Source organism: Candidatus Nitrosotalea bavarica (assembly GCF_900167955.1).
GTDB classification, from domain to species: Archaea; Thermoproteota; Nitrososphaeria; order Nitrososphaerales; family Nitrosopumilaceae; genus Nitrosotalea; species Nitrosotalea bavarica.
The window spans coordinates 120,574-145,448 of the sequence record NZ_FUYK01000007.1 but is presented as its reverse complement, the minus strand read 5'-3'; the positions used below and the strand labels follow the sequence as shown (position 1 = coordinate 145,448).

At 35.0% G+C, this 24,875-nt stretch carries 28 protein-coding genes and 2 tRNA genes; 10 read left to right on the top strand and 20 right to left on the bottom strand.

Annotation, left to right across the window (positions count from 1 at the left end):
• The 4 genes from C0Q33_RS04090 to C0Q33_RS04075 form a co-directional block, all read right to left on the bottom strand.
• Positions 1 to 2,373 (bottom strand): HYR domain-containing protein (locus C0Q33_RS04090; RefSeq protein ID WP_165776423.1); only part of this gene is annotated, 2,373 nt, incomplete at its 3' end.
• 75 nt (positions 2,374 to 2,448) lie between these two features.
• Entirely contained in the window at positions 2,449 to 3,228 is a 780-nt protein-coding gene (locus C0Q33_RS04085; RefSeq protein WP_101477314.1) for an ABC transporter permease, read from the bottom strand.
• The gene (locus tag C0Q33_RS04080; protein ID WP_101477313.1) at positions 3,225 to 4,229 is read right to left on the bottom strand and encodes an ATP-binding cassette domain-containing protein; all 1,005 of its coding nucleotides are present in this window, start codon (positions 4,227 to 4,229) and stop codon (positions 3,225 to 3,227) included. Before C0Q33_RS04080 ends, C0Q33_RS04085 begins: the two co-directional genes overlap by 4 nt.
• 541 nt (positions 4,230 to 4,770) lie before the next feature.
• Positions 4,771 to 5,217, bottom strand: a complete 447-nt coding sequence (locus C0Q33_RS04075; protein WP_101477312.1) for a PRC-barrel domain containing protein — start codon at positions 5,215 to 5,217, stop codon at positions 4,771 to 4,773.
• A gap of 87 nt (positions 5,218 to 5,304) precedes the next feature.
• On the opposite strand from C0Q33_RS04075, the gene C0Q33_RS04070 reads away from it, so the two are divergent.
• Positions 5,305 to 5,622 (top strand): nitroreductase/quinone reductase family protein, encoded by a 318-nt coding sequence (locus C0Q33_RS04070; RefSeq protein WP_101477311.1) that lies wholly within the window; start codon positions 5,305 to 5,307, stop codon positions 5,620 to 5,622.
• On the opposite strand, the gene C0Q33_RS04065 is transcribed toward C0Q33_RS04070, so the two are convergent.
• The gene (locus C0Q33_RS04065; protein WP_101477310.1) at positions 5,606 to 6,247 is read right to left on the bottom strand and encodes a hypothetical protein; all 642 of its coding nucleotides are present in this window, start codon (positions 6,245 to 6,247) and stop codon (positions 5,606 to 5,608) included. The two genes, C0Q33_RS04070 and C0Q33_RS04065, sit on opposite strands and share 17 nt — an antisense overlap.
• A gap of 70 nt (positions 6,248 to 6,317) precedes the next feature.
• Here C0Q33_RS04065 and C0Q33_RS04060 point away from each other — a divergent pair, with 70 nt between their 5' ends.
• Positions 6,318 to 6,833, top strand: coding sequence for a hypothetical protein (locus tag C0Q33_RS04060; protein WP_101477610.1), 516 nt, complete (start codon positions 6,318 to 6,320; stop codon positions 6,831 to 6,833).
• Here the strand turns inward: C0Q33_RS04060 and C0Q33_RS04055 are convergent.
• Both C0Q33_RS04055 and C0Q33_RS04050 read right to left on the bottom strand, forming a co-directional pair.
• Complete coding sequence (locus C0Q33_RS04055) at positions 6,773 to 7,453, bottom strand: hypothetical protein (protein WP_101477309.1); 681 nt, start codon at positions 7,451 to 7,453, stop codon at positions 6,773 to 6,775. The genes C0Q33_RS04060 and C0Q33_RS04055 overlap by 61 nt on opposite strands.
• A 19-nt stretch (positions 7,454 to 7,472) precedes the next feature.
• Positions 7,473 to 8,822, bottom strand: coding sequence for a hypothetical protein (locus C0Q33_RS04050; RefSeq protein ID WP_101477308.1), 1,350 nt, complete (start codon positions 8,820 to 8,822; stop codon positions 7,473 to 7,475).
• A gap of 75 nt (positions 8,823 to 8,897) precedes the next feature.
• Between C0Q33_RS04050 and C0Q33_RS09220 the strand changes: the two genes are divergently transcribed.
• Positions 8,898 to 9,068: a hypothetical protein gene (locus tag C0Q33_RS09220; protein WP_165776422.1), complete on the top strand. Its 171-nt coding sequence runs from the start codon at positions 8,898 to 8,900 to the stop codon at positions 9,066 to 9,068.
• Between the two features lie 252 nt (positions 9,069 to 9,320).
• Here C0Q33_RS09220 and C0Q33_RS04045 read toward each other — a convergent pair whose 3' ends face one another.
• The gene (locus C0Q33_RS04045) at positions 9,321 to 10,205 is read right to left on the bottom strand and encodes a hypothetical protein (RefSeq protein WP_101477307.1); all 885 of its coding nucleotides are present in this window, start codon (positions 10,203 to 10,205) and stop codon (positions 9,321 to 9,323) included.
• Positions 10,206 to 10,314: 109 nt separating this feature from the next.
• On the opposite strand from C0Q33_RS04045, the gene C0Q33_RS04040 reads away from it, so the two are divergent.
• Positions 10,315 to 10,390 (top strand) — tRNA-Glu (locus C0Q33_RS04040).
• Positions 10,391 to 10,445: 55 nt separating this feature from the next.
• Here the strand turns inward: C0Q33_RS04040 and C0Q33_RS04035 are convergent.
• The 3 genes from C0Q33_RS04035 to endA form a co-directional block, all read right to left on the bottom strand.
• Positions 10,446 to 10,928: a hypothetical protein gene (locus tag C0Q33_RS04035; RefSeq protein ID WP_101477306.1), complete on the bottom strand. Its 483-nt coding sequence runs from the start codon at positions 10,926 to 10,928 to the stop codon at positions 10,446 to 10,448.
• A gap of 244 nt (positions 10,929 to 11,172) precedes the next feature.
• Positions 11,173 to 11,586: a hypothetical protein gene (locus C0Q33_RS04030; protein ID WP_101477305.1), complete on the bottom strand. Its 414-nt coding sequence runs from the start codon at positions 11,584 to 11,586 to the stop codon at positions 11,173 to 11,175.
• A gap of 278 nt (positions 11,587 to 11,864) precedes the next feature.
• Positions 11,865 to 12,434 (bottom strand): tRNA-intron lyase, encoded by a 570-nt coding sequence (gene endA, locus C0Q33_RS04025; protein WP_101477609.1) that lies wholly within the window; start codon positions 12,432 to 12,434, stop codon positions 11,865 to 11,867.
• 208 nt (positions 12,435 to 12,642) lie between these two features.
• Between endA and C0Q33_RS04020 the strand changes: the two genes are divergently transcribed.
• Positions 12,643 to 13,152 (top strand): 50S ribosomal protein L16, encoded by a 510-nt coding sequence (locus tag C0Q33_RS04020; RefSeq protein ID WP_101477304.1) that lies wholly within the window; start codon positions 12,643 to 12,645, stop codon positions 13,150 to 13,152.
• Here the strand turns inward: C0Q33_RS04020 and C0Q33_RS04015 are convergent.
• Positions 13,144 to 13,419, bottom strand: coding sequence for a hypothetical protein (locus C0Q33_RS04015; protein WP_101477303.1), 276 nt, complete (start codon positions 13,417 to 13,419; stop codon positions 13,144 to 13,146). The two genes, C0Q33_RS04020 and C0Q33_RS04015, sit on opposite strands and share 9 nt — an antisense overlap.
• 82 nt (positions 13,420 to 13,501) lie before the next feature.
• Between C0Q33_RS04015 and C0Q33_RS04010 the strand changes: the two genes are divergently transcribed.
• Positions 13,502 to 13,575 (top strand) — tRNA-Gly (locus C0Q33_RS04010).
• A 1-nt stretch (position 13,576) separates the two neighbouring features.
• Here C0Q33_RS04010 and C0Q33_RS04005 read toward each other — a convergent pair.
• The 3 genes from C0Q33_RS04005 to C0Q33_RS03995 are packed head-to-tail and all read right to left on the bottom strand — an operon-like array spanning position 13,577 to position 16,217.
• Positions 13,577 to 13,999: a hypothetical protein gene (locus C0Q33_RS04005; RefSeq protein ID WP_101477302.1), complete on the bottom strand. Its 423-nt coding sequence runs from the start codon at positions 13,997 to 13,999 to the stop codon at positions 13,577 to 13,579.
• A 47-nt stretch (positions 14,000 to 14,046) separates the two neighbouring features.
• The gene (locus tag C0Q33_RS04000; protein ID WP_101477301.1) at positions 14,047 to 15,645 is read right to left on the bottom strand and encodes a hypothetical protein; all 1,599 of its coding nucleotides are present in this window, start codon (positions 15,643 to 15,645) and stop codon (positions 14,047 to 14,049) included.
• Positions 15,645 to 16,217 carry a hypothetical protein gene (locus C0Q33_RS03995; protein WP_133121007.1) on the bottom strand — a complete coding sequence of 191 codons (573 nt, stop codon included), beginning with the start codon at positions 16,215 to 16,217 and terminating at the stop codon, positions 15,645 to 15,647. The genes C0Q33_RS04000 and C0Q33_RS03995 overlap by 1 nt, the downstream gene beginning before the upstream one ends.
• 275 nt (positions 16,218 to 16,492) lie before the next feature.
• Here C0Q33_RS03995 and msrB point away from each other — a divergent pair, with 275 nt between their 5' ends.
• Positions 16,493 to 16,882 carry a peptide-methionine (R)-S-oxide reductase MsrB gene (gene msrB / locus C0Q33_RS03990; protein ID WP_101477299.1) on the top strand — a complete coding sequence of 130 codons (390 nt, stop codon included), beginning with the start codon at positions 16,493 to 16,495 and terminating at the stop codon, positions 16,880 to 16,882.
• 236 nt (positions 16,883 to 17,118) lie between these two features.
• Positions 17,119 to 18,522: a coiled-coil domain-containing protein gene (locus tag C0Q33_RS03985; protein WP_133121006.1), complete on the top strand. Its 1,404-nt coding sequence runs from the start codon at positions 17,119 to 17,121 to the stop codon at positions 18,520 to 18,522.
• Between the two features lies 1 nt (position 18,523).
• On the opposite strand, the gene C0Q33_RS03980 is transcribed toward C0Q33_RS03985, so the two are convergent.
• The 4 genes from C0Q33_RS03980 to C0Q33_RS03965 form a co-directional block, all read right to left on the bottom strand.
• Positions 18,524 to 20,545: a cellulose synthase family protein gene (locus tag C0Q33_RS03980; protein WP_101477297.1), complete on the bottom strand. Its 2,022-nt coding sequence runs from the start codon at positions 20,543 to 20,545 to the stop codon at positions 18,524 to 18,526.
• Positions 20,546 to 20,595: 50 nt separating this feature from the next.
• Positions 20,596 to 21,549, bottom strand: coding sequence for a 4Fe-4S dicluster domain-containing protein (locus C0Q33_RS03975; RefSeq protein WP_101477296.1), 954 nt, complete (start codon positions 21,547 to 21,549; stop codon positions 20,596 to 20,598).
• Positions 21,550 to 21,586: 37 nt separating this feature from the next.
• Positions 21,587 to 21,820: a hypothetical protein gene (locus tag C0Q33_RS03970; protein WP_394336912.1), complete on the bottom strand. Its 234-nt coding sequence runs from the start codon at positions 21,818 to 21,820 to the stop codon at positions 21,587 to 21,589.
• Between the two features lie 76 nt (positions 21,821 to 21,896).
• On the bottom strand, positions 21,897 to 22,739 hold the full coding sequence (locus C0Q33_RS03965; RefSeq protein ID WP_101477295.1) for a sulfurtransferase: 843 nt from the start codon (positions 22,737 to 22,739) through the stop codon (positions 21,897 to 21,899).
• 89 nt (positions 22,740 to 22,828) lie between these two features.
• Between C0Q33_RS03965 and C0Q33_RS03960 the strand changes: the two genes are divergently transcribed.
• Both C0Q33_RS03960 and C0Q33_RS03955 read left to right on the top strand, forming a co-directional pair.
• On the top strand, positions 22,829 to 23,644 hold the full coding sequence (locus C0Q33_RS03960) for an NAD(+)/NADH kinase (RefSeq protein ID WP_101477294.1): 816 nt from the start codon (positions 22,829 to 22,831) through the stop codon (positions 23,642 to 23,644).
• Complete coding sequence (locus C0Q33_RS03955) at positions 23,634 to 24,152, top strand: NOB1 family endonuclease (protein WP_101477293.1); 519 nt, start codon at positions 23,634 to 23,636, stop codon at positions 24,150 to 24,152. The genes C0Q33_RS03960 and C0Q33_RS03955 overlap by 11 nt, the downstream gene beginning before the upstream one ends.
• Here C0Q33_RS03955 and C0Q33_RS03950 read toward each other — a convergent pair.
• Positions 24,099 to 24,857 carry a sulfurtransferase gene (locus tag C0Q33_RS03950; protein WP_101477292.1) on the bottom strand — a complete coding sequence of 253 codons (759 nt, stop codon included), beginning with the start codon at positions 24,855 to 24,857 and terminating at the stop codon, positions 24,099 to 24,101. The two genes, C0Q33_RS03955 and C0Q33_RS03950, sit on opposite strands and share 54 nt — an antisense overlap.
• Positions 24,858 to 24,875: the final 18 nt, after the last annotated feature.

Here is a 24,875-nt window from a genome sequence, read left to right as displayed (position 1 = left end):
ATCATTTAATGAAGTAGCTTCAAATGTTATGTTAGATGGAACTGTAAGTTTTGGAGGAGTTGTGTTTCTTACCAAAATAGTTTGAGTGGCATTAGATGTGTTACCAGATACATCCTTAGCAGTCCATGTAATAGTAGTTAATCCAATTGGAAATTGTTTTGGAGCATCATTTGTTACTGTAACTTGTTCAATGTCTACAACTGTTGGAGTTCCTAATGAAATAGTATTATTGTTAAGCGAAGTAGCTTCAAATACAATACTTGTTGGAACTATCAATCGTGGTGGAATAGTATGAACTACATTTACAGTCTGAGTAGCATTAGATGTGTTGCCAGATACATCCTTGGCAGTCCATAGTATTGTACTCTTTCCTTCAAATGTTATGTTAGATGGAACTGTAAGTTTTGGAGGAGTTGTATGAATTACATCTATTATCTGGGTTGCATTTGCAGTATTTCCTGATGCGTCAGTTGCAGTCCACAAGATAACAGTCTTACCTAGCGCAAAAAATTGCGTAGCATTATTTGTAACTGATTTTACAATCCCATTATCAGTAGATGTTGCATTTCCTAGTGAAACAATATTTTGATTGAGTGAGGTAGCCTCAAATGTAACTGTAGATGGCGGAGTAATTTTTGGTGGAGTAGTATCCACAATATTTACAACTTGTGTTGCAGTTGCAGAATTTCCAGATTGATCAGTTGCAATCCAAGTTAGCATGGTCTTGCCTAGGGGAAATACAGATGGAGCATTATTTGCAACTGATTTTATAATCCCATTATCAGTAACTGTTGCATTTCCAAGATTTACCATATTAGCAGTTGGGCTAGTTGCTTCTTGTGTTATATCAGGGGGGGCATGAATTACAGGTGGAGTGGTATCTTGTACTGTCACAATTTGTGTTGCAGTTGCAACATTTCCAGATGTATCTATTGCCTTCCAAGTTACCGTAGTCTTTCCAACTGAAAAATACGGTGGAGCATCATTTGTAACAGATTCTACACCAACTGCATCGTTGACAGATGGCAACCCAAGATTGATAGCATTATTGTCAGGAGATGTTGCTTCAACTGTCACAGGTGGAGGTGCTGTCAATACTGGCGGTGTAGTATCTTGGACTGTGATTTTCTGAACCGCTTTTGCCGCATTTCCAGCACCATCTATTGCGGTCCATGTCACCATTGTGATGCCTAGTGGGAATTTCGGTGGCGCATTACTAGTAAGAGATGATATACCACTAGCATCTGTTGCAGCAGCCTGACCAATTGATACTGGTGTTAAAATTCCAGTTGCTTCAATGGTGATGTCGGAAGGAACAGTAATAGAGGGAGGAGTATGATCATTAGGAAACATGTTTTTAGTTGCATTAGTCTGAGTCGTATTTTGGCCGACTGTGACTTGAGGTGTAGGAGCGGTTGTTTGTGGCGGGGTTACAGTTACAGGTGGTGCTTGAGTAAATTTTTCAATTCTATTATTGTTAGAATCTACAACGAATACATTTCCATTCGAGTCTACAGCAGTGCCTAGAGGAGTATCAAAAAAGTCATCACCCGTACCTTGACTACCCCAAGTTGTAACAGGAGTTCCAGTAGTATCTAGCTCTACAATTCTATTATTTCCACTGTCTGCCACAAAGATATTTCCGGACTTGTCTACTGATATGCCAAATGGATGCTGCAGATTAGCTCCTGTTGAAACGCTAAAAGTATTTAAGAATACACCATCCTCAGTAAATTTTTCTATTTTGTTTCCTCCTGAATCAGTTACATAGATGCTTCCTTGTGAATCTGCAGCAACATCAGTTGGAGAAAGAAATTGACCGTCACCAAGTCCACTCTGCCCAATATTTTGTAAAAAGTTTCCATTACTATCAAATTTTTCAATCCTGTTATTTCCTGTATCTGCAACATATACATCTCCAGTTAGATCAACAGCTATTCCTTTTGGAAGTAAAAGTGTACCATTGTTAGTTCCTTTTTCTCCCCAGGATGTTATGAATTTGCCAGTGAGATCAAATTTTTGTACATTATCATTATTGTTATCAACAACATAGATGAATCCATTAGCAATTGCAATTCCTATAGGAGAATGAAATTGACCATTACCACTACCCTTTCCTCCAAAAGCAGAAAGAAAATTTCCGTTGGAATCAAATTTTTCTACTCTAGTATTTCCAAGATCAGTGACATAGACATTACCTGAAGGATCAATAGCTACTCCTTGCGGAAATGCAAATTGACCATTGGTCGCGAGTCCGTATGAACCCCATTGTGTAGAGAAAGAAGGAGGACTAGGAGTAGCCCAAGAATAACCAACAAACATACTTGACAGTACAAGTACTATAGCCCCAATCAATACTGGGTAAATCTTCAACACATACCAGATTGTAAGAAACTAAAAAGATCTCCTTAGTTAGCAATTGTTACAATTTTGGTCAATTCTGGTAACTTAGAACGGCTTGTTGACTTCTCTTGTGAATACATAGCTTGCAATGGCGACCATAATTACAACAAATCCGCATATTACCGATATTTCAATTGCTACAGACAATATTTGAGCAGTTCCAGTCATCATCTGTCTAATCAACAATACAGAATAGGTCACAGGATTGAGTCTTGCAACAAATGCAAGCCAAGATGGCAAGAGTTCTAAAGGAAAGAGTGCCGGACTTAGCATGAACAGAGGCATGCCCAAAAAGTTGATGAGTCCCCAAAAAGTTTCTTGCGATTTAGATGTGGCAGCCACAATAACAGATATCCCAGAGAAGCCAAGTGAGAATGCAATTACAGTCAACAATATTGGAAACACCATAAGCAGGTTTGACATATGAACTCCTAATGCAAGTGCAATTCCTAAAATCAAACTTGATTGTAGTGCAGAGATCAATGATATTGCAAGCATTTTACCCAATGCAATAGATGATCTAGAGATTGGAGAAACAAGAGCTTTATTCATAAAACCATATCTTCTATCCCATAAAGTGTTGACTCCACCAAAAATACTTGTGAATATTGCAGTAAGCATTATCACACCTGGTGCCATAAATTCTATGTAAGAACCGTGAAAACCTACAGACTGAATTAATGGTCTAGTACTTGCAAATGTGTTTCCCATAACTATAATCCATATTGCAGGTTGAATGAGTCGTATCAGTATTCCACTTCGTGATTTCTTGTATCTTTTCATCTCTCTCCAGAAAATAGTATAAGTATCTGAGAACATCGTCATGACACTCTAAGTCTCCGTAATCTTTCACGCATTTTTTTTCTATCATACTTGCCTTCATCTTCTCGTAGCTCTCGACCAGTGTGGGATAAAAATACGTCATCAAGAGTGGGTTTGGTAAGAGAAATGGTTTCTATCTTAACTTTAAGATCATTTGCTTGTTGAAAAATTTGAGGAGTAAGCTGATCCCCACTAGTTGTAAAGACTGTCACTACAAGTCCATTTGCTGATACATCTTTTACTGTGGGAGTTTTTCGTATTTCTGAAACTAATTCCTCTAGTTTTGTTTCGGAGTCAATTTCAAAAATAACTATTTCGTTACCTAAAGAACTTTTCAATTCCTTGGGAGAACCAGTTATTTTGATTTTTCCATTATCAATTATTGAGATATTATTACAGAGTTTATCAGCTTCTTCCATATAGTGAGTAGTAAGAAAAATGGACATTCTAAATTCATCATGAATTTTTTTTATATATTCCCAGATTTTGTATCTAGTCTGGATATCAAGACCAAGAGTTGGTTCGTCTAGGAATAAAACTTTAGGCATGTTCAGCAACCCTCCTCCAATGTCAAGCCTTTTTCTCATTCCTCCAGAGTATGTTACGGCTGCCTCATTTTGCCTATCAGCTAATTCGATTATCTCAAGTATTTCATCTATTCTCTTTGTTCGGATATCTTTTGGGATGTGATTGAGTCTTGCTTGTAACTCTAGGTTTTCTCTACCCGTAAGATATTCATCTACAGTAGAATCCTGTTGTACATATCCAATATTTTGTCGAACATTCTTTGCCTGAGTGGTAACATCAAATCCTGCAACAAATGCTTTGCCCGAGGTTGGTTTTAACAAGGTAGTTAGAATCATAATAGTTGTACTCTTACCTGCACCATTAGGTCCCAAGAAACCAAAGATCTCTCCATTTTCTAGCTTGATTGAAATTTCATCAACTGCTTTGAGACCACTAGAATAAACTTTAGAAAGTTTGTCAGTCTCTACAGCGTACAACGTAGAACAGAAAATTAATCTATTATAAATTGCTATTAGGAAAATTAAAGATTTCGACGTCTGAACAAAAATGAGTAAATTTTTTATAATTCGAACTTAAAAACTAATCCTTGTGCTAAGACTGGATATCTTGTTGATTGGAATTTTAGCAATTACAGCAGTCGAAAATGCATATGCATCATCAAGTGACATAACTTTGAGGCCCCCATTACAGTAGATGCCAGTGGTAATCAGAAATCAGATATACATGTAGGAGAGGTTATTATTTTTTCATCAACGATCTCAAATCATTCAGATGGAGCTAAACGATTTACGTATCTAGTATCAGTTATTAATCAAAACAACGAAGTCGAAGCACGGGAAGGTCTTTCAGCAGATATTGGTCCAAATCAGCAATTCACTGTTGCTCAATCATGGATACCAAAAGAATCTGGAACATATAGTTTGCAGACAGTTCTACTTAATGGATATCTCATATCAAGTCCATTAACAGATACAATCAACACTCAGGTTACCGTAAAATAAAAAAGATAAAAAAGATTTATGGAGCTTTGTACTCGTCTTTTGTTTGTCTGAGAATTACCTTTTCACCAACACCCCAGATTTCTGAAGTGCGAAAGATTCTCGAGCCAATAAGACCGTCAGATACCTCGATAGATTCTAACTCGTTGGTTTCAGTGTTCATGTGGAGCCTTTTGATTTTTCCAATCTTACGCCCGTCAATGTCAACCACTTGAGAGTCAATTCTTATCGGAGCAGATGATAACAGTACTGATTCTTCAGTGAATCTATCTATGTAGTCACGTGATAGAAAGTGATCTTTGTGCAGTCCCTTGTGTACGGTTATTCCCACAACTTCTAGTGTGTCAGAATTGATATGGATGTGTTTTACTTTACCATATTCGATTCCTTCTCTATCAATGACTTTTTTTCCTTTAAATTCATCTGCAGAGATTTGCTTTCGGTCGAGTTCGATTCTTGTAGCCATGCATTCGACTTGTAGAGTCAGTTTATTGAAGGAGGTATCAGGGTTTTCAATCTAATCGGTTAAATTCTTTAAAACAAGAGATATTTCGTGGAAATTCAAGAGGGAACCTTCAAGGCAATACTAATCACCGCGGGTAGAAAGTCAGGTAAAGAGCACCCAGTTGAGATTAGAGCAGTATTTTACAAGGGAAAGTTCTATTTTTCCCGAAGAAATCCAAATAGTGACTGGTTAAAAAATGCGCTTTACAATCCCAATGTCAAAATAGAATACCAAGGAAAATTCATTTTAGGAACAGCATCATTGGTCAATGATCAAGAATTATGTAAAAAAATATCACAGATGAAATATGCGGATAAACGATCCGAGGAAGTAAGAATAGTTTTACAGGTTAACCCATATGAATAATTGTAGTCATGCCACGTCGTTCGTGTTCTTGACCATCCCTTGTTTCATTTACAACAACTGTAAAAGAAATAACATCTCTTGGTTGACATTTACGAGCATCCACTTTCAAGTGTAGATCTAAAAGATCAAAGTCCTCATCAGAAATGTTTGATTCATCAATGACAACAGGACTTGTAGAACTTATCAAGAATCTTTTATCCTTTTGATGCCATCCTAGTTTTACCTTATACCCTTCTCTTCCAATTGCTTTTACAGTTATGTCTATTATTCCAGGTTTTGCAAGTGCATAACCTGACATATTATTAACAAAGACTCCTACTTGGAATGGATATCCTGCAGTATTTTCTGCCATTTTTTGTATTCCGTCATTCATGACAATATCCACTCCTTTTATGGTAGTTGCAATCTTTGCTATCCATTCATTTGTTCGTTCCACTATTGCGTGTATTTGTGCGCGTCTTTTCTTGTCTTCATCTTTAGGTAGTTTGTAATAATCAACCCATGCAATGTAATCACCACATATGTCTGTGATAAATTGCATGCATGTTACCTTGTAATCTTCAACGCTTGAGGCTCTTTCAGAACCCTCATCATATGGCACACCATCCTTATCCAATGGAAGCATGAGTTGTCTCAAAATATCTTGTAATTAAGTGAAACCTAATGCATATATGAGAAAATTTTTTATTACAATTATGAGTTTTTCCCAAATATCATATAGACTTCAAAAGGAGCTAAAATCAAACAATCCACAGATTATATTTCTCTTAAAAAAGAGTCCGGGTCTTGCATTTACTACTATCAACGAGATTGCAACCAACATTGGAAAAAAATACAATATCAAAGTCTCGCTTAATTTCCCTGAAAGGGGAAAGATTGATGATTATGAGGCATATGGGACAGAAAATATTGGATTTGTATTTGAAAGAGATAGTAGAGCATTTCCCATTGCAAGAGAGTTGATAAAATCAAAAGCATCTGAAATTTTAGGTAGTGCAAATATACAAGATGCATACATGTACGAGGGAAAGGAAGGAGTTAGAGTGATAAATGATAATTACAGATTAGACATATTACCTGCATCTCTACACTTGTGGGGCAAGATCAATGATGAGATTAGAAATTTCTGTGATTGGTTACTTGAAAATTGTTACGGAGTTAAACCTGGCGTAGAAGGCGCCTTTAATGAAACTAATTCGAAAGTGTATTGAAGATTTCCATCCGGATCATAAATTTCAGATTTTACAGGTATTGGTAAATTATCAACTATCCATATTTTGTTTATGTGTGCTCCAATTCGGTATGACAAAAGATACGCATTTGCAGAACCAAATCCAAATGACATTTTTCCAGAATCAGTTACTTTGAGTGTCACATGATTTGCACCAATGTAGAGGTCACCCCATTCAGCATCTTTTGCTAGATATTTGTCGTCTGTTGCATAATCTCTCATTGAAAATATGGTTTGATCAAGAACATCAAAATATGGTTTGGTATCAGAAGAGACATCCACAAAATCATAAACTAGTTCTATCGGTACAGTCTGATTTATTTTCTTACTGCCGTCACTTGGACTTATCATAACTAACAACGATTGATTTCCTCCTTGGATTGGAAGAAATTTTAGATCAGTTGATAAATTTGTGTTGTTAAAAGAAACCTGATAAATCATTTCAGGATTATATTCAGAACCTTTGCCCATGTGCCACTGACTTGCTTGTATAGGTACCAAGAAAATAGGTTTTACATTAGAAAGAAATGGCCATGCAAGTCCTGCAGCTGCCACTATAATAATTACAGCAAAAATAGCTATTATTCTTATGTTAGGCATGTTGTATCAATTGATTTTCTTATAGTCTAATATTAGATAGATTTGGATGCATTCTAACAAATAGAATTGTCAATCCAACTACAATTGCCATTATCATCAGAGAGCTCAATGGAAATTCTGGAATGGTATTATTTACAGTGCTATTGGTCATAGTAGAATTATTCATTGAAGTACCATTAGTCATAGTCATAGAAGAATTAGTCATAGAAGACGTTGTTCCCATACTTACAGGTGACGAACCAAATGATGTTTGTGTATTGATATCAAATTGTACATTACCTGCAGAACTGACATTTGGAGTAGAACCTTGAGCTCCGGTTCCAAGAGCTGCTATTAGAATATGTGATAATGGTGTACTTCCGTTCAAGACAAATGTGTTATCATCATCTCCAACTGGAGCAAATAGAGACGACCTTCCCAGAGTTTGTGCAAGAGAAGATAGTTTCACTCCGTTATTATCCACTGTGAATATATCATATTGTATATTACTGACTTTTTGTGTTTGGTCATAGACCTGCTCAAAAGACAATCTCATCTCTATCGGACAACCGTTATGAGGATTAGATGGACTATACCTATATTCGATAATCATCGAGTTTGAATCTGTTGTAGCAGTGGCGTGAACGGAATCTTGTAGCATATTTGGCGCTTCACAACCTGCATTTACTCCAGCAGTTGTAGTAGAAGACACTTGTAAGAAACTAGGTTCTGTTTGACTATTTCCATTTTGTAACAAGTCTAAAGTATAATCTGGAGGAGGTGTTCCTGTGTTTACATCTACATAGACATTAGCCTTTACAGGAAACGGAAGCGATGAATCAATCCAAATTTTGTTATCGGCATTTCCTTTGTGCCATCCTACAACCCAGGTATCAAATGTTCCAGCTGGTTCTGTAATTGTTTCATGGTTTAGAGGACCAACTGATTGTCCACCAACAGAACCTGTACGTCCCCATGCTGGAACATCAAAAGTTTTTGGTGAATCATTGGTTGCAAAAGCATCTAACCATGAGACTGTACTTCTATAAACTGCAGTATAATCTGAAATGTTAGGATCAAAAGTTTCTGGATCAGGAGTTATGTTTCCTATTGTCATGATTCCTTCTTGTACAATCGCGCCATCAACTGTTAGAAATACTAAATTCCAACCACTTCCATCACTTGTCTGATTTTTAACCCAAAAACTCATCTGAAGGGGAGCACAGTTATGCCAGTCAGTAAAGCATACATTATAACTAAAATAATCACCTTGTTTGAGTCCCTTTCCAGGATACCATGAATCAGTAGATTTTGTAGCTTGTACAGATTGGAAAGCAACAGGCATGATTAACAAAAATGTGAAAATAGCAAATATTACATGCTTTCGCATACATTTGGTATAGAAAAAATGTTCTAGTTAAATCTTTCAAATAAGCAAATATAGTGGAACCATATTATTCCGAATATGTGCGAATGTGAAAAAGTCCACATGTATGAAGTTGACTTTAAGCTTGATGGAATGATTGTAGTTCCAACACATAAAAATTGCGGAGATGCTCTTAATGAGAAACAAGTAGACAAGTTTCAAAAGGAACTAGTCAAAACATGGGGCTTCAAAGATGAAAACGAAAAGTAAAGTTAAGGCATTTTAAAAAATAAAAGAAAAAAAGGTTACTAAAACCTATTAGAATGAAGATACGTGCTCTTTGCAAACTGATGCTTTGCAAGTACATTTAGCTTCACAAAGACATGAGCCTTGCATTTCACAATCACATTCTGCATTATTTTCTTTGGATGATTCGCATCCACATGCTGCATCGGTCATACTGTGGAGATCTCATACAGGGTTTTAAAAGTTATCGAAAAATCTCCAATAGTATTCGCTGCCTTACGGCTGATTTTTCAGATCCCCCAGTATTTCGTTTGTGGACTGGAGCAAAATTGCGGCCTGATTAGCAATTTCCACAAGATCATGTCCCATATCAAGTCCTATTTTTAACACATGAATAAATTCAGGATTTTTATGAATCTGATTTTTAACTCTAAGTAGATTGGTTCGGTTTACATATCCTAGATAAAAGTAACAATCTGAAAGAAGTGAATTATCTACAAGATATTCATATTTTTTTGTGATAATATCAGAATTTCCATTATTTTCCACCATGTTAGAAAATCCAACAGTTGATTTGACCATCCTTGAGAGAAGTGATGTTGATGATCTTTCAATACCAAGAATTTGATGTATTATAGAAAACTTTTGGTTTACTTTATCCTTCTTCATGTTTCTCATAACCTCAAGCATATGAGTTGGACTTGGTCTCTTCATATTAAGACAAAAAATAGCATCTGCCAAAGAATACGATGCACATTTTATCCACGCTCCTGCAAAAGGATCATTAATTTTTACAGAATCTCTTGCTTTGTTAGCAAGAATCCCTGCATCAACAAGACAGCTTCTAGCATGAGAAGTTGCAATTTGTTCTTTCTTTTCGTTAATTTTTGACAATAACATTCTGAGCTTCCACTGATCATCATTTATGATAGTTAAATCCTGGAGTTGGTGTAAGGTACTACTAGTAGTATCATTAAGAGAACAATGATGTATCTTGACAAAATCATTTTCAATACGGTGAACTGATTCTCCAGATTGTTCATCCATCACAGTTATGTTATACTCACAACATTGGAAATGAGTTGCATTACTTCTACAACCTCCCAATCCAACAGGGAAGTCAGATATTGAAAGCAGAGTAGGAATATGTTTTACATCCATAAAGAACCAGTCTAAGATTTTGCTATAAAGTATCAAAGCTGTTAAAATTTACAAATCCATTCAAAGGCAAAACGTTCCTTTAAATTGCTATTCTTTATGGCTTAGCTAAGCTCCTGTGGTGTAGTCCGGCTAAGCATACTGCCCTCTCAAGGCAGTGATCCCGGGTTCAAATCCCGGCGGGAGCATCTTTTCATATATTTTTATTAAAAAATTCTACAGTTTAGATTCAAAATATTCTAACTAAATTCCAAAAGAGTTTGTTACATATTTTTTAAGATGATATTGTAACGTCACAGAACCATCAGAATTACCAGTAATTGAAATTCCTTGAATAGAAAATACTGAATCTGAAAAATCTTTTTTCACATCTTTTGGCATATTCAATACTGCCGTGTGCACAGGTCCATTATCTGTAGGGCAGGTCACAGTGATAGATTCACCACTCCCATAAGCAAGACAGTTATTGTATGATTTTCCATATTGAGTTGGAAAAGTATCAATAGTATTTACAGTAATATTATTTGAATTTGTGGCCTGAGCTTCATCTGAAATCCCTTGAGAAATTCCAGCGTAAGAGGTAGTAACTAGTCCCAGAATAAGAAACCCAGCAACTACACCTATGGCAAGAAATGAGAAATGTAATGATCGCTTCCGAGTCTTTGATGAGATATCCTGAGTCGCTTGAACAAGTATCGGCTTTGGGTCGGATGGTGGATTTTTCATACAGTATAGATGGGATTGTAGTAGAGTAGTATGATTACAAACTCTACATATCTTCTGAGTTGCCTTCCTACAATCAGAACACATGGTATGGCTAACTAATTCTCCTCCACAAGATCTACAGGATTCATCGGGCATGAAAATACAAAAATTTGATAATAATTAAGTGATGAGAAGAATTTATCCTATTAATTTCTACTCAAGATTTAAATTCAAAATTAGCAGCATGGTATAATCCAAGATTTGATCAAGTTACTGTGATTGTTGTACTAAGTACACCAGTTAATGGAATAGCAGATGACAAGCTATCCCAGACAAATACTTGAATATTATATTGTCCACTGTTCGTTGGAATCCACATTTGTGATGCATTAAAGGATTGGGTTGGTTCCAAAGATGCAGAATTACTTCCAAAATATTCTGTTTCGCCATTACTGCCTAGTACCTGTAGCATATATGCATATTTTTGATTAGAGGTATCATGGTTTGTAACTGTGGATTGAACATTGATCTCTTGGCCAACTTGAAAACTAGAAATTGCATGCCCAAACGGGTCTACCATTATAGGTTGAGTTACTGTGATGCCGCCATCAGTTGCAAGAGCTGATTGTGTAAATCCCAATAAAAGAACAGATCCAAGTAAAAATAAACTAGTCTTCAATAATTTGAGGACCCGACATGGATATAAAACAATTACGTATAAATCACAAGAAATAACAATTAACCTCAGCTTAATCACGTACAAACTGGTAGTCAGGCAGTGACTCTTTTCACTACAATTTCGTGTCCTTCATAAATGTGTGAGGCATGATTCATTTTTATTATCTCATTTATTTTTTGTTCTGAAAAATATTTTTCGTTATACCGGCCTAAACTTTTTTTACAATTAAAACAATAAATCTCCCTAAACTCCACACGTAAAAAATAGTTTTATCGTATTTAAGATTCTATATTTGAAAATCCAGGTTGATCTTTATTTTGATAGAATTGAATTTTAGACACTTTGTAATAAATTACCTCTCCTCTTCTTTCAATTACTGCAAGCACCGGTTCCTTGCCCATTGTAGTAATGTCTTCTATTTGTTTTTGAAGCAATCCAATTTTCTCTCTCTTACCTTCAGTTAATCCAAATACGACATATTTTGCACCTTTTTCTCCAAATTGTCCTCTTTCATAAACCCGAAAATCTGACCCAAATCCAAATCCATCTTTTGGAATATACCCTCTAGTTCTAAGATCTCTATATATCAGAAATTTTGTGAAAGAATCAGGATCAAGTTTTATACATTCTGCCATCAAAGTATCGAAATCCATCTGATGAGTTCCTCTGAAGAGCTTGAGTTTATCAACATAAAGTAAGTATAGAGATTCAAATGGTTTGAGGAAAAATTTCTTTTTCATTATCTCCCCAAATCCTTTGAGCTCTAAGACATGTTGCATATACTTGTCAGATACAAGAACGTGATCTTTTACTAAAACTCCTTCTACTCTAGACTCTAACTCAGACATTGAAATCCAATGAACTATTATCAATATAATAGATCTTGTTGTTCTAAAGAGAAATCTTTTCTAAAATAAACAAAAAAGGATATGATTCCCCGGTAATCAAGACATACAACAACAAGAATTTGAGTTTTTTCAACTCTAATAATACCTAGGAAGCATAGATATGATCTCACGGTTAAAATATAGGGCTTTAAACAAAAAAAGTGTTATCATGCACGGAGCAAATTACCGCGTTGGAAATGGTCAACCATATACAAGGAAGAAGTACATCAAGGGTAAACCTCAGATAAAAATTGCGAAATTCTATGGAGGAAAAAAAGATGGAGATTATGATTATTGTGTACAGCTTTGTTCTAGCCAAAAGATGCAGATAAGACACATGGCAATTGAATCTGCCAGATTATCCGCAAACAAGGCAATTGAAACAGTTACTGGAGAAACAGGGTACTATTCTACATTAAGAGTATATCCACACATTTTGTTAAGAGAGAATAAAATGATTGCAACCGCAGGTGCAGACAGATTGTCAGAAGGAATGCGGGGAGCATTTGGTAAAGCTGTAAGCTTAGCAGCACGCATAGAAATAGGACAAGTGATAATGGAAGCACATGTGAAAAAAGAGCATCTGGAAGCAGCAAAAAAAGCACTACATGGAGCAGCTGTAAAACTACCATGTACTCCAATGCTCAAAGTAATTCCGTTAAAACCAGTCTCAGCTTAATTTTAAAGAGTTAAGAATTTCTTTTTGTTTCTTACTTAGAACATCAAGGAATTCATTAAACTCATCACTTGTAGGATTACGTTTTAGAATTCTCCTACATTGATAATAAAATGAGTTGTACAATCTACCTATTATTATTCCATAACCAAATGAGTCAGAGTGAGTCTTCAATTCATCCAGTGATTTTATAATTTTGAAAATTTCATCTGATTTGTCTGCAACCTCATTTATTTTTTGATTTAATTTCACTTCGAGTTGTTTATCCATAACATATCTTTACAACATCATGTTAAAAAATGATATTCTAAACAGTACCCTTTAATAGACTAATAATTTCTAAATCGGTTAAGCGGTTGTAGTATAGCTTGGTTATTATGCGGGATTGCCAATTCTGCGACCCGGGTCCAAATCCCGGCAACCGCATTTACTTATGTAAACCTTTTCTGATTATGTCTAATGCATTTTGAGCTCTTTCAGGTTTTGGTAGCTGTATCATAAATACATTAGAGCCTCCATATTGCGAATTAGGAGAAGAGAGCGCAAGCATTGTAGTTTCTGCCAATGCTTCAAAGAAATCTACATTTTCATTTGCATATATTAAAAATTTTTCTTCGATATCTCCTTGTGAAAATTGTAATGTTACTTTAACAAAAACATGACCAAGTCCATCTTGGAGTATATTGAGATTTGTCTCAACAGAAACTGGTTTTCCAGCGATAGTCTTCATTATATGATCAAATTTCTTGTCATCCAGAACAATACAAGGTACATTTTTTCCTTCAAAATCAAATAGAGTTACATCTTTGTGTCTTTCTGAGAGAAATTTCTCTAGTTCTTCATTAGCCATAAAAGAAATGTAAAAGGACTTTTTAAAAAGATACTCAGTAAAACGCGTCAAATGATGCTTAGAGTTTTTGCTAAGATCCCTATTCTTTCATTGTCTTCTTCAGAGATTTTCTTGCCACCGTACTTGTTATTGAAATATATCAGATCTACCATCTTAGACTTGTCAATGTTTACAACTGTAGCGTTATAGGGAGTTTGAATCTTTTTGTTTGTTAGTATGATTAGCTTGTCAACTATTGCCGATTTTGATATATCAGATATTTGATCAAGATCAGGAATACCTAATTCATTAGCAATTATGGCCAATCCCACCTTTGATCCAAAATTATCTTGATATACCGCATCAAGAAGTAAGTTTTGTTTTTCTAGTTTTTGTATTGTACCCATTTCCTGAGCAAAAATGGTTAGACTTTTGACTGCCTTTTTAATTTCCTTTTCATTATCGATGTCATTTCTTCTTATTGTCAAGAAATCAGATATCGGGATATTCATTATACTACCTCTCACTCTAAGTCCTGGATATGATTGCCTTATTGCTTCATCAATCACATTTTCATCAATTTTTTTAGAATTTGATTGCATTGCTTTCTCCATTGCTTGATACAGGATATTGATAACAGAACGTACATTTCTAAACTCTGTAAATTCGTCATAAAGTACTTGGATTTTCTCCTCTAGTTCGTGTTGATCTTCTGTTCCAAATTTACCATCTTTATCACAATGTTTTATGTACTCTGTCACAATTTCAGCAAGTTCATCTTTAGAGTTTGATCCGGCTAGATCTATTTTGTAATTTGCTTTTTCTAGTCTATCAAATACAGATGGGTTGGTATTTTGTATCTCCAAATAACCTGATGGGGTAGATATCAGTAATAATATAGAAGCGGGAAGATGTGCATTTATCACACCCTTGATGAATTCAGTCGAATCTTTATTTCCATCAAGTTCGTCTATTTCAAAGACAAGAATTTTTTCTAAAAATCTATGAGTCAAACGAGATATAGATGACAGCATTCCAATTAGTGTTTCCAAGTTTTTAACTTCGTCAAAAGAATTAGAAATCACATTTCTAATTAAAATAGATTCATGATATTCAAATTTGTGAATTAGAAACTTGGTCAGATTTTCTACAGAGATAAATTGTTTTCCAGTGATTATGTCCTCAGTTTTTTCTTTTATTGTCATTCCAGTGAGCTTATTTACAAAAGTATAGTCAAGTGCCTTTTTGGCAGAATTATCACCTTGTTCTGCATTTTCTCTTAGATAATTCAAGAATTTTGTTCTTAATTGTACAAAAAATTCATTGTCAAATCCCTTGAGTATTGCATCATAAATTCCAGGAATAGTTTTTGGTGAAATCGTAGATAAATCAACATATGAGCATTCAGCATTGTATCGTCCTTTGAGACTCTTAACATGTAAAGCCAAATGTGTTTTCCCAGAACCCACATCTTGGACAACATTAATTACTCGAAAATCTCCATTTTCGGCAGATCTACCTTCTACTTTTCTATTTAGTTCCTTTATACATTCAAGCACCGCAACTTTTGCTTCTTTATGTCTTCTACCTCCAAGTATTTTTGCATCTTTTTCTGTCGGGGTTGGACTACTAGGATATGGATTTTGTTGTAAATGATAAGGATACATTAAATATTCCTCACGTAACCGTGAACAAGTCCACGCATTACAATTCCTTCTTGACCCCCAGAAGAAATTTCATATCTATCTCTATGATTTTCAATCAAATTTGATGCCATTTGATAGAATTTGTCCTTTGAGAGATTCTGAGTTTCACAAATTTTCTCTCTGATTTTAGTAAATGGAACCCAGCCTATGGAGGTAGAGGATTCATTCAATGAACTGTTAAACACGCCCTCAAAATCATCATTTTTAGAGATGCTTTTGTGTGTGGAATATTTTTCCAATTCTTCTTCTAGAGTTTCTGCGTGCGCTTTTACTTTTGCAAGAGATTGGCTAACACCTACAAACATGTTAAGCATTAATTTGAATTTAGGGTCATTTTGTGTTATATGTTGAATGTAATTCTCTCTAGTCCAGATGAAATATGCCACCCCCTTTTTTTCAATAAAGATTTGGTCTTTTTCTCTTAATTCTTCAAGCATACCTTCACAATCTTTTCCAAATGTCTTTTTCAGGTCAGTTTTTTTTATTCCAGTGACCCCTGAAGATTCAATTTTTTCCAGTATCTCCTCCATCATAGATAGAACTCCACAAAATTTTATTTAATATCCAATGTGATACGGTGTAACAATTTGGTGAAGATTTGTTACCTCATACATCATGACAAACGTTATCACATGCAAAAATCATTTACAAAGCAAAGATCGGTCATAATATAAGGCATAATGAGATAGAACACGTTGCAGAATGATGATTGGGTATGCTGATTTATGATGAATTATACCTGGGGTATCTGACTGCTTTAGAAATATGATACATGTGAAATCGACAAAGATTAAATCTTAAAGAGGTAATGAAAGACAGATTGAAATCGTCAAATGACCCGTGGAAGGATAAACTTACTTCTGAACAATACGAGGTATGTAGAAGGAAAGGAACAGAACCACCTTTCACAGGAATATACCACGACTGTAAAGAAAAAGGCATGTACAAGTGCTTATGCTGTGGAACTGATCTATTTAGCTCAGAAACAAAATTTGACTCAGGAACTGGATGGCCAAGCTTTTGGGAGTCTATTTCAGATAATGTAAAAATGGAGAAAGATACAAGCTATGGAATGTTAAGAGTCGAAGCATTGTGTAAGAATTGTGGGGCACATCTTGGTCATATCTTTGAAGACGGTCCAAATCCCACAGGTTTACGATATTGCATAAATTCTGCGTCTCTAAGACTCGAAAAATAAAGTAGGTAATAGCAAAGTTACCCTGTTATTAATAGTACCGTATAGTACCGTAATACATGTTAAATTGTGAGTTTTGTCCAAAGCAGTTCTTCGAAACTGTAAATGGTTTAGTAGCAAAGACTTTCCATGAAAGTCTTCATGATCCAGAGTTAGTAAACAACTAAACCTAGAACCTTTTTCATACTATCCAAAATCAAACCTAACTTTTTTATCGGTTGTCATTATTCTAATTGGAAGTGACTAAATCAAAACGAGTAGAATCAAAACCCAGATCTAAAGATCCTACACATGATGTTATCAAGAAAATGTCTTTAATCTCAGATGCTACCAAAACTTTAGCCACTGAAGTAAAGACAATGTCAAAAATATTTGTAGAGAATCAGAAGATATTGATTTCTCTAAAGGATATGATATCATCAGTAAATTCAGCACTTGATCAGATTCAGAAAAATTCAAGACAAATGAACATAATAGAAGAAGATACGCAACGTCTATTTTCTGGGATGAGTCAAGTTAAGGCACATTCCAATATAATAGACAAGATCAACAATCAAATTAATAGACTTCAGGATCACGTAGAAAAAATTCGGGACAAACAAGAATCCATGCCAGACACCAATAAGATAATGCAAAGTGTTGCGGACAGCATGGATTCTATTAGAAATAACACCAAAATGATAATGCATGTATCAGAAAAAACTGAGAAAATACGTGAAGATATCAAAAGTGTAGCAAGTGGTACAGAATCACTATCCAATCTAAGTAAAGAAATAGAAGAATTAAGAAAAAGTACGGACAAAATGTCAACCAAGACAGAATCACTATCTAATTTACATCAAGAAATTGAAGAGGTAAGACAGAATACAAAAGAGATCTCCTCAAAAACCGAAAAAATGTCAGGACTGGAGGATAGCATATCGAATCTAAAAGGTGAAATAAGCACAATCATTACAAAAACAGATTCAATTTCAAGCTTGAATTCCCAGATAAGAAATATTGGCATAGAGATTGATTCTATGATAAAGAAAACAGATTCGTTGTCTGTGCTCAGTGACGATATTAGGAACATAAATTCTGAATTTACCAACTTCAAAGTAAATATTCTTGGCAAGAGTAAAGATCTAGATGAAAAAATAACAGATTTTGCAGAACTGTTAAACAGGAATTCATCATCCATATCTGAGTTTAATAAGAAAACTTATGAGATTTCACAACAATTACAAAATATTAGTCATGTAACTCACAAGACATCTCAGAATACATCACATGAAGTCATGGGATTGCTCCGCTTATCAGAATTCCAATCAAATATCAGAATGCGTTCTGAATCAAAATATGGTACATTAGAAGATATTGAAAAAATGGCAAGTCAAACCAAAGACATGATAAATTTGTTTGATCGTATTTCTATTGAGGTAGAAACAAAGATGCCACTGCCCCTAGAGGTAAAACAGTGGAGCGTATCAAAGATCTTGGATTGTGCAGATAGATGGGAGATAAGATTTACAGATGTATTTAGACTTTTGATCACAGAACTTGGTTCAGACATTGTAAAAGAGGCAATCAGAATAGAACAAGTTCGTGATCTTTTTGGAATACGAGCGGTAGATGAAATAAGACGCGAATTAAATATCACTTAGGTCAGTCTGTCATTTCAAAAGATTCCAGTCTTTCCTTTTTCTTCTTAAGAAGAGCAAATATTCCAATTATTACTGCAACCCATATGCTTCCAAATAACATGTTTGAAACACTGACATACATGTATGGCGTAGCATCAAGTAAATTGAATACTATTGTTGTAGCTTGAGAATGAATGTTAATCATACCTGTATGAAATGCCGCGGTATCAGGTGAAGTAGTAGATATTTTATCAAGTGTGGATAACATTGTGGTAAGGTCTTTTTGCATCAATCCAAAATTGGTTTCGTCTGTTGGAAATATCCAAACAGGGTTACCAGACTTTGGTAGGAGTTGTTGTACCATTTGTATATCATCGTGAATTACTTGTGGATCAGACGTAGCTTGAATTCTAGATAAAATTCCTCTTGACTGATCAAGAGGGTATATGATAGTACTATATTCCTCAAAAGCCATGACTACACCTACTACAATTAATCCAAGTATACCAGCCAATGCAATTTTATAGTAATTATTTGCCATTTTTTCTGCCTTTGTTTCGACTCTACTTCTTGATTTGCCTTTTTTAAATGTTGAATGAGATATGCTAAGATATGCAATGTAAAGAAATCCAATAACCTGGATTCCCAATATTGGAACAAATATAGGATTATTAGAAAATATTGCAATAAACATACCCAATATACCATATACTCCAAAGAATATCTCAAGAAGTGTAGTTTTGGTAAAGGGAAGAGCATATGCCTTGTCTCTCCAATCATCATCATTTTTAATTATTCCAAATTTCGGAGTACGTAAAAATTCATTTTTCTTTCCAAAAAATGCATCAAAGACTGCTATAGTGTTGTTAACTGACATGCCTGCAGAATAGATTATCAAATACAAATAAGAAAGTGCCTTTGATTTCCACTTCTTTGCATACATCCCTCGAATTACCATGATATACGCCACAGGTCCCATAGCCAGATATGCAATTATTGTTAATACCGGTAATCCACTTATCACATAGAGATTTATTTTGGAAGCTAGCAGTATAGGCAAAATTAAAAATTGTGCAAGTACTAGTGGATGTACAATATGTCTTGTAAGTTGAACAAAAGCCTGAATCTTTGTATCAATAGGTATTTTCTTAATTGTAACATCTCCAAGCAATTTGATGGCACATTGGATAGAACCTTTTGCCCATCTGAATTGTTGTCTTTTTGCAGAGTTCATTTGTACTGGAAGTTCTGCTTCTACTACAATATCAGGAACAAAGATACATTTCCAACCTTTCATCTGAGCTCTATAACTAAGATCTAAATCCTCAACTAGTGTAGCAGTATGCCAACCACCTGAATCTTCAATGCACTTTCTTCTCCAAATACCTGCAGTACCATTAAAACTCATAAAGAGATGAGAATTGCTTTTTGCTTTTTGTTCTATTAAGAAATGAAAGTCAAGACTTAGAGCTTGTGCCTTTGTGAGTGGAGAATATTGTTCATTGACATGACCCCATCTGCATTGAACCAATCCAATATTTGGTTTACAGAAATACGATATTGCTCTTTTTAGAAACCATGTTGGTGGAATAAAATCAGCGTCAAAAATAGCAATGAAATCACCTTTTGCAGATTTCATTGCATTTCGAAGTGCACCTGCCTTGTATCCTTTCCTATCTGACCTTTGAATATGTTGTATATCAAATCCCTTCTTTTGATAGTCTAAAACTAGATTCCCAAGTAGATCTTGTGTCTCATCAGTTGAATCATCAAGTACTTGAATGCAGAGTTTATCCTTCGGATAATCCAATGCGCATACTGCGTTTATCAATCTAGCAGCAACATATTTTTCATTATATATTGGAAGTTGAAGAGTAACGGTTGGGATTTCTTTTAGTTCAATAGAATCGTTCTTTTTTTGATGCCTTGAAATTACTACTAAATAATAAAAGTTGCAAGTATAGAGTGTGATTATCATTGCAATTCCAATGAAAACATTCCAAAGAAACTGTGTTAGAGTATTAGGAAGAGCATGTGTTAACATTTGGAGTTTTTCAACTTTACAGTCTTTATAGCCGTACCGCTAAAGTTTCTCTATCCTTTTTTGGATATTTTTATTGCTTGAACAGGACAGACGTTTTCACAAGCTAAACAAAATATGCAATCAGGTTCTCGTGCCATGAGAGGTTTTTTATCAGAAGCTGGATGCCCTGCAAATTCAGCCCATTCATAAACTTTCACAGGACATGCATCGATGCATGCACCATCACCTATACAGATATCATAATCAACTGATACAAATTCTCCCCAGATTCCCAATATTTCATTGCCCCTTCTTTGTCCAAAGATCTTTATCTTATGATTGGATGTGGCAGTGAAAGTCTCAACGACTTTAAGCTTTGATTTAAAGTCTACATCTATTGGACCTGGTTTTGCTCCATCATTAGCAACTGGCTCTTCGTCTTGTGCAACTTGTTGTCCTGGCTGAGGAGCTGCAGGTTTTGGTTTTGGTTTTGCATTTGGAACAATCTGAGCTAGTGGAGTGAGCTCTTCTAATTCTTCTAATGCTCGTTCTGGTGTTAATTGTTTCATTTTTACTCCATGCTCAACCATTTTGTCAGCAAGTACACTATTTCTCAAAATTGTATCAATGACCATTTTTGCATTTGCATCAGCTTTCTTTCTATAATCTTTAACCCAAAGTCCATCTCCATATTTTTCAACTGGATAGATTTGATAAATCATATCTACAACTTCTCCAGTTACTATCTCAATTTGTACTTCAAGATTAATTTCCTTGTATCCACTATCATCTGGATCTGGTAAATTTTCTTCCTTCCAACGATACGTTGCATAAACTCTGTCAGCAAATTTATCCATTTCAAAAACTTTCTTAAATCCACTAACTATAGAATCAATTTCATATGTATCTTCTAGTTTTATTGGGAGACGATAAAGACCGAGTTTGTAACTGTGTAAAGGATATACTCCCCTTTTTGATGTAGCTGATTGAACTGTATACACCTTATCCTTTAGCAGGAGGGACATCTGATTTGTATATGGAAAAAGAGTTTAAAAATGCTTCCTAATAATCAGGACAAGTTTCTTCTCGGATCTTACGATATCTCTGTTCCATCTCTGTTGCATGTTCAAGTACTTTTTCAAATCCATACTTATCTTTTGGAAAGTACCAACGAATTCCCACCTTATGGCCTATTCCATCCATATCATAGATCATCCCTTTATCAGAATTTACACCATATTTCTCGTCAATTGATCTTTCTTGTACTGTAAGACCACGTTTAGTCTTATCCTCCATTATAATATCAGATACACCATCAAGAATGGCATAGAATATACCTTTTTTTAGAATCGGCTGTTCTTTAGCTGTTTCGTTATTTTTCGATTGGATTTCCAATCATATTACCCCATTCAGTCCAAGAACCATCATAATTTCTAACTTGAGGATATCCTAGTAGATATTTCAGTACAAACCAAGTATGCGAAGATCTTTCTCCGATTCTGCAATAACATATGACATCTTTATCAGGCGTCACACCTTTTGTTTCATAAATTTTTTTAAGTTCTTCAACTGACTTGAAGGTACCATCAGTATCATTTACGGCACTTGCCCAAGGAATATTATTTGCATTCGGAATATGTCCTCCTCTCTGAGCATGCTCCATCGGATATTCGGCAGGAGCAGTTACCTCTCCAGAAAATTCTTTTGGAGAACGTACATCGACTAGAACTGTATCACTCTTATCAAGAGCCCGTCTTACATCAAATAGATATGCACGTAGTCCTTCATTTGGCGGTTGTGCAACATAATTAGTTTTTGGAATTTGTGGTTCATCTTTTGTGTAAGATCTATTTTCAATTTCCCATTTTTTCCTTCCACCGTTCATCATCTGTACTTTTTCATGTCCATAATACTTGAATATCCAAAATACAAAAGCCGCAAACCAATTGTTAAAGTCGCCATATAAAATAACTTCAGATTGTGCAGTTAATCCATTTCTTGATAAAAGATCTTCAAATTGAGATTTGTTTATGATGTCACGTGTTACAGGATCATTAATGTCTCGCTTCCACCAGATTAGACTGGCTCCTTGTAAGTGGCCTTGCCTATAGGCATTTTCAGGATCATAATCAACTTCTATGACTTTGAACGATTTGTTGTTAAGGTTATTTGCAACTGTTTCGGTATCAACTAAAACTTGGTGTGAATAATTCATTTCTATCTGTATTATAATGAACTCAAAGGGTTCTTAATATTTTATACTTATCAGATGATTTTTAAGTGAAATTAGAATAGTAGTATTAATTGGAACTTCATAATGTAGCTATAGTAAGTAAAGTTGGTTCAAAAGAATCAGAGGACGCGGTAAAGAAAGTAGCCAAGAAACTACTTGCAAAAAAAATTAAGGTATACATTGTTTCTCCAGCAGAAGTTGACGGTGCAAAAAAAGTCAATGATTTAGAAGATCTCAAGACAACAAAACTAGATTTGACAATTACCTTAGGGGGAGATGGAACTACGCTTCGAACTTTCAGATATTTGGAAAATGAGGTTCCAAATCTTGCAATAAATGTCGGAGGAAACAGAGGCATATTGTCAGAAATAACATTACCTCAGATTGATACGGCCATTGACCAAATTATTTCAGACAAGGTTTTTTTTGATAGAAGAATTAGAGTGGTTGCCTCTTGTGGAGGACAAGATTTTCCACCAGCATTAAATGAGATCTACATCAACAGAGTGAATTTGACAAAGACGTCATTATTTGAAATTAAATTTCAAAGCGATACAGTAACACAAAAAATGGATGGTGTAATCGTAGCAACCCCAAGTGGTTCCACAGGTCATTCCTATTCTCTTGGAGGACCGATACTTCACGAGAGTCTAAATGTACTCATCATAACACCGGTTGCCCCTGTTAACAAATTGCCATCAATTGTAGTACCTGATGAAAAAGTTGAGATCATAAGTAATCATGATTCAAGTATCATCATGGACGCACAGGTTATCAAAACCGCAAGATTTGACGAAGTGATAACAATTAAAAAATACAAAAAACAAGCTGTGTTTGTAAGACTAAAGAAACAAGGTCTTAGACAGATGAGTAAGCTTGGCTTCTAGAGTTTTAGATGCCACATCATTTTATGCCGGAATACCATTTTCTTCACAAGAACAGAGTTTTACAACTCCTCTAGTTTTTGAAGAAATAAAACATATTAAGAAAAGTCATGATGCCGTACAAGCTCTCATTGATTTAGACAGACTAAAAATTATAGAACCAGAGCAAGAAAATACTAATTTCGTTTTAGAGAAAGCAAAGAATACAGGTGACTTGTCTGAGTTATCAAAGGAAGATGTATCAGTACTTGCATTGTGTGTGCAGTTAAATGGTGAATTGGTAACAGATGACTATACAGTATCAAATGTTGCTAAACATTTGAATTTGAAAGTTATTCCAATAATGAGCAAGGGAATATCCAAGGTATTAGATAGTGTGTACATTTGCCCTGCTTGCAGTAAGATCTTTGAAAAGATCTCAAATTGTCCCATTTGTGGAAGTAAGTTAAAGAAAAAATCATCCGAGAGGAAGTCTTCTTCCAACCCAATCCGCAAAAGAGCCATCGTATAACTTTACGTTATCATATCCAGCCATTCGTAATTGAGTAAATACATTTGCAGCTCTGTGACCTAGTGCACAATAGCATATCAATTCCTTATCTTTTGGTATTTGTTGTTCGGTAAAAATTCGCGAGAGTTCATCTTTTTCTTTAAAAAGAGAACCACCTTCACCTACACCTTCAGTAAAGGGAAAAAGTACTGCGTTCAAAATTCTACCAGCCATAAATTCTTGAGGAGATCTAGCATCAATTATCAGCGCACTGTCAATTTTTTTATGAAGTTCTTCCGCTTCAATCCTTATTGAAGAATTTATTTTTGGAATAAATTTTGTGGATATTGATTTTGAGATATCTCTAGTAATTGGAAGTTCTTTTTTGTGCCAAGTTCTTATTCCGACGTCAAGAATTTTTGTTTTTTCATGTCCAAAATATAATAACGTCCAAGATATCCTAGCAGCAGATGGATCCAAGTAATCTCCATATATTATAACAGTTTTAGATTCATCAATTCCAAGTGAGCCAAATAGAGTTGCAGCCTGTTCATTTTCAATTACAAGATTAGCTCCATACTGATTAGTTTTTACAACTTTTTCAACTCCAAGAGGCTGAGAATTTGGAATATGAGCATATGAATATGCAACACTGCCACGAGAATCCAATATTACCAAATCTGGATCATTGTAATGTTCTGCTAACCACTGATGTGAAACTATCAATTATTCGATTAGAATTAG

Excerpts from the sequence above, each read along its gene's own strand:
- C0Q33_RS04085 (WP_101477314.1), bottom strand. The coding sequence starts at position 3,228 with ATGACGATGTTCTCAGATACTTATACTATTTTCTGGAGAGAGATGAAA.
- C0Q33_RS04075 (WP_101477312.1), bottom strand. The coding sequence starts at position 5,217 with ATGGCTACAAGAATCGAACTCGACCGAAAGCAAATCTCTGCAGATGAA.
- C0Q33_RS04065 (WP_101477310.1), bottom strand. The coding sequence starts at position 6,247 with ATGCTTCCATTGGATAAGGATGGTGTGCCATATGATGAGGGTTCTGAA.
- C0Q33_RS04060 (WP_101477610.1), top strand. The coding sequence starts at position 6,318 with ATGAGTTTTTCCCAAATATCATATAGACTTCAAAAGGAGCTAAAATCA.
- C0Q33_RS04055 (WP_101477309.1), bottom strand. The coding sequence starts at position 7,453 with ATGCCTAACATAAGAATAATAGCTATTTTTGCTGTAATTATTATAGTG.
- C0Q33_RS04050 (WP_101477308.1), bottom strand. The coding sequence starts at position 8,822 with ATGCGAAAGCATGTAATATTTGCTATTTTCACATTTTTGTTAATCATG.
- C0Q33_RS09220 (WP_165776422.1), top strand. The coding sequence starts at position 8,898 with ATGTGCGAATGTGAAAAAGTCCACATGTATGAAGTTGACTTTAAGCTT.
- C0Q33_RS04045 (WP_101477307.1), bottom strand. The coding sequence starts at position 10,205 with ATGGATGTAAAACATATTCCTACTCTGCTTTCAATATCTGACTTCCCT.
- C0Q33_RS04035 (WP_101477306.1), bottom strand. The coding sequence starts at position 10,928 with ATGAAAAATCCACCATCCGACCCAAAGCCGATACTTGTTCAAGCGACT.
- endA (WP_101477609.1), bottom strand. The coding sequence starts at position 12,434 with ATGTCTGAGTTAGAGTCTAGAGTAGAAGGAGTTTTAGTAAAAGATCAC.
- C0Q33_RS04020 (WP_101477304.1), top strand. The coding sequence starts at position 12,643 with ATGCACGGAGCAAATTACCGCGTTGGAAATGGTCAACCATATACAAGG.
- C0Q33_RS04015 (WP_101477303.1), bottom strand. The coding sequence starts at position 13,419 with ATGGATAAACAACTCGAAGTGAAATTAAATCAAAAAATAAATGAGGTT.
- C0Q33_RS04005 (WP_101477302.1), bottom strand. The coding sequence starts at position 13,999 with ATGGCTAATGAAGAACTAGAGAAATTTCTCTCAGAAAGACACAAAGAT.
- C0Q33_RS04000 (WP_101477301.1), bottom strand. The coding sequence starts at position 15,645 with ATGTATCCTTATCATTTACAACAAAATCCATATCCTAGTAGTCCAACC.
- C0Q33_RS03995 (WP_133121007.1), bottom strand. The coding sequence starts at position 16,217 with ATGATGGAGGAGATACTGGAAAAAATTGAATCTTCAGGGGTCACTGGA.
- msrB (WP_101477299.1), top strand. The coding sequence starts at position 16,493 with ATGAAAGACAGATTGAAATCGTCAAATGACCCGTGGAAGGATAAACTT.
- C0Q33_RS03980 (WP_101477297.1), bottom strand. The coding sequence starts at position 20,545 with ATGTTAACACATGCTCTTCCTAATACTCTAACACAGTTTCTTTGGAAT.
- C0Q33_RS03975 (WP_101477296.1), bottom strand. The coding sequence starts at position 21,549 with ATGTCCCTCCTGCTAAAGGATAAGGTGTATACAGTTCAATCAGCTACA.
- C0Q33_RS03970 (WP_394336912.1), bottom strand. The coding sequence starts at position 21,820 with ATGGAGGATAAGACTAAACGTGGTCTTACAGTACAAGAAAGATCAATT.
- C0Q33_RS03965 (WP_101477295.1), bottom strand. The coding sequence starts at position 22,739 with ATGAATTATTCACACCAAGTTTTAGTTGATACCGAAACAGTTGCAAAT.